Origin of the sequence: Intestinibacter sp. (genome assembly GCF_051866655.1) — a bacterium.
Lineage (GTDB): Bacteria > Bacillota > Clostridia > Peptostreptococcales > Peptostreptococcaceae > Intestinibacter.
Window position 1 is genome coordinate 1 of the sequence record NZ_JBJDXL010000166.1, and the last position, 5,437, is coordinate 5,437.

Here is a 5,437-nt window from a genome sequence, read left to right on the forward strand (position 1 = left end):
GACTTTCTATTTGATTTTTCAAAGTTCTAACTATATGCTCTTGACCTACTATATCATTAAAATTCTTAGGTCTATATACTCTATATAACGCCTTATGCACATTTATCTCCCCTTTATTTTAAATATAGTTTTTCCTCTAAATATAATTTAGACAATTTCTTTAATTATTATATCATTAAATTCATAAAAAAACTTTATTTAAACGATTCTATAATTTACAACGAATCAAAAAAATTTGCAAAATAAAAATCCCTGTCAAAAGGGATCTTGTTTTTTATATATTAAAATGCTGTACACCATCTATTGACTATGCTTCACAGACGTTACCGAAGTAGTTAGCTCAACTTAGGCACTCCCACGTCACATGCAGTAACCACTTACTGCTGCTTCCTTCCGGATCTGACAGGGTTCATGGGCTTACATTGCATAGGACCTAAGCGTCAACACCACTTGCTTCGGGCAGCTCCACAAAACAGTAGCCTCTAGATGGAATTCAATCCTGCTATAGCGGATTGCAGGTTACAGGGCACCGCTACTTCCCCATCTAGTACAGCAAAGTTGTAACCGATATTATGCTTTCTTGGCGGAGAGAGTGGGATTCGAACCCACGATACGCTTTTGACACGCATACTAGCTTTCCAGGCCAGCGTCTTCGTCCTCTCGACCATCTCTCCAATTTATTTTTTTCTTAGGTCTTTAAAAAATCTTTGCAGAATGATCGAACACTCTTCTTCCATAATTCCAAACTCTACATTTACACGACTATCTTTAAAGTACTCCATCTTAAATGTATGTTGTTTTTCTATATTAGCATTTTTAATATGTTTAGTTCCAATAATTATATTTTTTATTCTAGAATTAACAATAGCTCCACTACACATAATACAAGGCTCCATTGTAACGTATAAATCACAATTCATCAATCTCCAGCCTCCTAATGTCTCAGCTGCATTCTTTATAGCTAGCATCTCTGCATGAGCTGTACTATCCTTTAAGGTTTCGGTTAAATTATGACCTCTGCCTATAATCTGCTGATCTTTAACCACTACAGCTCCTATAGGAGTTTCACCTTTATCATATGCTTTTTTAGCTTCTTCTATCGCTTCATTCATAAAAAATAATTTATCCATCATACCTCCTAAACATATAACATATTAATATTAACATAAGTTTTTTTATAATTCAACTTATTTTTTACTTCAAATATTTACTATATGCGACTTTTTTTATCAAATTGTTATAATTTACTTAAAATATAAAAGGACCTATTAAATACAGGCCCCCTTTCTCTATCTCAATTATTCAAATAAAATATTTTTTTCTCTTAATTCCTGCTTTATTTCTTCCAATACTTCCACATCAGAAACCTCAATTGTATGAATGTGATAATCTGGTGATAAGATAGATAATTGTTTAAATTCATTTCTCGATACTTTTTCCATAAATTTCTTCAAATCTCTATTTGTAGCCACATTCAAATCAGCCCTTACTATTCCATAAGTAGGGTGTTTTACTATAACATCTTTTGCTTTTCCACCTAAATCAATTATTGTTTTTAATTCCTCATAAATTTCATCATTTGATTTGTGATTTTTGCACATTATTTCAAACTCTCTTTTTATTATCGAATTTAAAATAATATATCCAGTAGACGTTGCCAAAATTTCGATACCAGATGCTCTTAAAAGTGCTATGTCTTTTACAATAACTTGTCTACTTACATCAAGTTTTTCTGATAATATATTTCCTTTTACAGGTTCATCAGTATTTTTAAGAATCTCCAATAACTTTTCTCTTCTTTCATTTGGGTTCATTTTGCACCTTCTTCTCATTCTATTATTTTCTTTTTTCACTATCTTTTATTTATTCTATATACTTTCATAACAAAAAGCAATCGTTAACTTTTTGATAATACCTTGTATACACATAATTATAAATTAAAAAATTAACGATTACTTTTTTATTGAATAGTAAATTATAAGATGCTATAATTGTTGTCACAGGTGTATTTACACCTGTAAATACATTTTTTAAAAGGGGTAAATTATGACGAATCAATTATCTGAAAAGATATTAAAATTAAAAAAAGAAAAAAATGCTATAATATTAGCACATCTATATCAAATTCCTGAAGTACAAGAAATTGCTGATTATATAGGAGATTCTTACTATTTAAGCAAAATAGCACGTGATGCTAAAGAAGATTTAATTATATTCTGTGGCGTTAAATTCATGGCTGAAAGTGCAAAAATTTTATCTCCAGATAAGACAGTTATATTACCAGCTCCAGATGCAGGATGCCCTATGGCAGATATGGCTGAAGCTGAAGATTTAAAAGAAAAAATAAAAGAATATCCAGATGCATTTAAGGTTTGCTATATAAATTCATCTTATGAAGTTAAAGCCCTTTGTGATGCTTCTGTTACATCATCTAGTGCTTTAGAAATAATGAAAAATATACCTAATAAACAAATACTATTTTTACCTGATAGAAACTTAGGTGGATACATAGCTGAATTCTTCCCAGAAAAAGAATTCATACAATGGAAGGGATTCTGCCCTACTCATGAAAGAGTATCTGCAGAAGATGTAATAAAACTAAAAGAAGAACATCCAAATGTAAAAGTTTTATCTCATCCTGAATGCTCTAAAGAAGTTAGAGATTTAAGTGATTATATCGGTAGTACTAGTGGCATAATCAAATTTGCAACTGAATGTGAAGACAAAGAATTCATAATTTGTACAGAACAAGGTGTACTACATCAACTTAATAAAAATAATCCAGATAAAAAATTCTACTTCCCAGAAATGATGATCTGTCCTAACATGAAGAAAACTTCTTTACAAGATGTTTACGACGCATTAACTGGTAAAAGAGAAGAAATTATTCTAGACGAAGAAACTAGTAAAAAAGCTTTAACTGCTCTAGAAAATATGCATAAATTGGGGAAATAGTTATGGAAAATAAAAATGTTGATGTTTTAATAATTGGATCAGGAGTTTCTGGTTTATACAGTGCTCTTAATTTAGATAGTAATTTAGATGTTTTAGTAGTTTCAAAAGGAAAAATAGACTGTACTAATACTGCTTTAGCCCAAGGTGGTATTTCAGTTGCTAGAAACAAAGAAGATATACCAGACTTCATAGAAGATACTCTTAAGGCTGGACAATATAAAAATGATTTAGACGCTGTAAAGATTCTAACTTCTGAATCTATAGAAAATGTAGAAGAATTAGTTTCTTTAGGTTTGAAACTTGACCTAGATGAAAATGGAGATTGGGACTACACAAAGGAAGGTGCTCACTGTGTAAACAGAATAGTACATACTAACGATCACACAGGTGAAGATGTAGAAAAAACACTTGTAAAAAACGTACTTACTAGAAAAAATATAACTGTTTACGAAGATACTTTCTTTGTAGATATAATTGAAGATGATAATAAATGTATAGGAGCTATCCTATTAAAAGACAATAAACAAATAAATGTTTTTGCTAAATATGTAATTCTAGCTTGTGGTGGAATCGGAGGACTTTATAAAAATTCTACTAGTCAAAGAATTTTAAAAGGCGATGGTTTAGCTACAGCTATAAGACATAATGTAGAGCTTAAAGATATTAATTATATACAAATACATCCTACTGCTTTTTACGATGAAACAGAAGATGAAAGAAGATTCTTGATATCTGAATCAGTAAGAGGCGAAGGTGGTATACTTAGAAATGTAAACGGCGAAAGATTTGTAAACGAATTATTACCAAGAGATGTCGTTTCAGCTGCCGTATTTGAACAAATGAAAAAGACAAATACACCTTATGTTTTATTAGATATCAGTTTCTTAAATCCTGATTATATAAAAAATAGATTCTCTTTAATCTATGAAAATTGTCTTGCAAAAGGAACTGATATAACAAAAGAACCTGTAAAGGTATCTCCTGCCCAACATTACTTTATGGGTGGTATAAAAGTAGATACTAACAGTAAAACATCTTTAGATCGCCTTTTCGCAGTTGGTGAAACTAGCTGTACAGGAATACACGGTGCTAACAGATTAGCTAGTAACTCTCTATTAGAAGGATTAGTATTCTCTAAGAGAGCTGCAAATGTTATAAATAATTCAATCGATAATACAGAATTAATCACAAAATCTGTGGATATTGTGGATAAAACAATAGAAAAAATTGCAGAAGAAAATAAAAAATTAGTTGTAGAAGCTATTAAGGAAAAAGGTGGTATAATAGATGATTAATTTTTTAATTGTAGATAAAATAATAAAAGATGCCCTTGTTGAAGACATTCCAAACGAGGATATAACTACTAATTCAATAATATCAGAGGATAGTATATCTTCAGTTGATCTTCTTTGTAAAGAAGAAGGTATCATAGCTGGATTAGAAGTATATGCAAGAGTTTTCCACATATTAGGTGGAGTAACTGTGGATTTGTTGAAAAAAGATGGGGATAAAGTATATCCAAAAGAAAAAATCGCTGAGCTTAAAGGTAGTACTAGAAATATACTTATGGGAGAAAGAGTTGCTTTAAATATCCTTCAAAGAATGAGTGGAATAGCAACTTTAACTAATAAATTCGTAAAACAAATAGAACATACCAATGCAAAATTATTAGATACTAGAAAGACAACTCCTAATTTAAAAATATTAGAAAAATACGCTGTAAAAGTCGGCGGAGGAAATAATCATAGATTTAACCTATCTGACGGTGTAATGCTTAAGGACAACCATATAGATGCAGCTGGCGGAATAACTAATGCAGTTAATTTAGCCAGAAAAAATTCTTCATTCGTAAGAAAAATAGAAGTAGAAACAGAAACACTAGATATGGTGCAAGAAGCCTTAGACGTAAAAGCGGATATAATAATGCTAGATAATATGGACTTAGACACAGCTAAAAAGGCTGTTTCTATGATAGGAGACAAGGCTGAAATTGAGTTTTCTGGAAATGTTTCATTAGAAACAATAAAATCTATAGCCGAAATAGGTGTAGATTTTATATCAGTAGGTGCTTTAACTCACTCAGCTAAAATATTAGATTTAAGTATGAAAAACCTAAAACCTTTAAACTAACAACTCCATAAAATATTAAAATTAAAAAAGTCTACATTTTGAAGTTTTTAATTAATTATCAAAATGTAGACTTTTTATATCTATACATAATTCCCAAGCCTTAAATAATTTCAAAGCATAAAAAAAGATTACGTGGCTACGTCCTACTCTCCCAGGCGGTCACCCACCAAGTACCATCGGCGCTAAAGAGCTTAACTTCTGTGTTCGGAATGGGAACAGGTGTATCCTCTTTGCTATAATAACCACATAATCTTTATTGTACTAAATCTATATAAATTTAATACTTTCAAAACTGAAAACATTTAATGAATGCCATTATTCATTTGGTCAAGTCCTCGATCTATTAGTATCA

At 30.5% G+C, this 5,437-nt stretch carries 5 protein-coding genes, 1 tRNA gene, 1 rRNA gene and 1 other RNA gene; 3 read left to right on the forward strand and 5 right to left on the reverse strand.

Annotated features, from left to right (window positions below):
• Positions 1–289: 289 nt before the first annotated feature.
• The 4 genes from ffs to ACI3VO_RS05005 form a co-directional block, all read right to left on the reverse strand.
• Positions 290–553, reverse strand: an RNA gene (gene ffs, locus ACI3VO_RS04990) — signal recognition particle sRNA large type.
• A 28-nt stretch (positions 554–581) separates the two neighbouring features.
• A tRNA-Ser gene (locus tag ACI3VO_RS04995) sits at positions 582–674 on the reverse strand.
• 3 nt (positions 675–677) lie between these two features.
• Complete coding sequence (locus tag ACI3VO_RS05000) at positions 678–1,130, reverse strand: nucleoside deaminase (protein WP_439756862.1); 453 nt, start codon at positions 1,128–1,130, stop codon at positions 678–680.
• A 168-nt stretch (positions 1,131–1,298) separates the two neighbouring features.
• The gene (locus ACI3VO_RS05005; RefSeq protein ID WP_439756858.1) at positions 1,299–1,814 is read right to left on the reverse strand and encodes a 3H domain-containing protein; all 516 of its coding nucleotides are present in this window, start codon (positions 1,812–1,814) and stop codon (positions 1,299–1,301) included.
• A 232-nt stretch (positions 1,815–2,046) separates the two neighbouring features.
• Between ACI3VO_RS05005 and nadA the strand changes: the two genes are divergently transcribed.
• From nadA to nadC, 3 genes are read left to right on the forward strand one after another with little or no spacing between them, the layout of a single operon-like run.
• Positions 2,047–2,955 carry a quinolinate synthase NadA gene (nadA, locus tag ACI3VO_RS05010; RefSeq protein ID WP_439756859.1) on the forward strand — a complete coding sequence of 303 codons (909 nt, stop codon included), beginning with the start codon at positions 2,047–2,049 and terminating at the stop codon, positions 2,953–2,955.
• 2 nt (positions 2,956–2,957) lie between these two features.
• Positions 2,958–4,250 carry an L-aspartate oxidase gene (locus ACI3VO_RS05015; protein ID WP_439756860.1) on the forward strand — a complete coding sequence of 431 codons (1,293 nt, stop codon included), beginning with the start codon at positions 2,958–2,960 and terminating at the stop codon, positions 4,248–4,250.
• The gene (nadC, locus tag ACI3VO_RS05020) at positions 4,243–5,085 is read left to right on the forward strand and encodes a carboxylating nicotinate-nucleotide diphosphorylase (RefSeq protein ID WP_439756861.1); all 843 of its coding nucleotides are present in this window, start codon (positions 4,243–4,245) and stop codon (positions 5,083–5,085) included. Before ACI3VO_RS05015 ends, nadC begins: the two co-directional genes overlap by 8 nt.
• A gap of 130 nt (positions 5,086–5,215) precedes the next feature.
• Here nadC and rrf read toward each other — a convergent pair.
• Positions 5,216–5,332 (reverse strand): 5S ribosomal RNA (gene rrf / locus ACI3VO_RS05025).
• Positions 5,333–5,437: the final 105 nt, after the last annotated feature.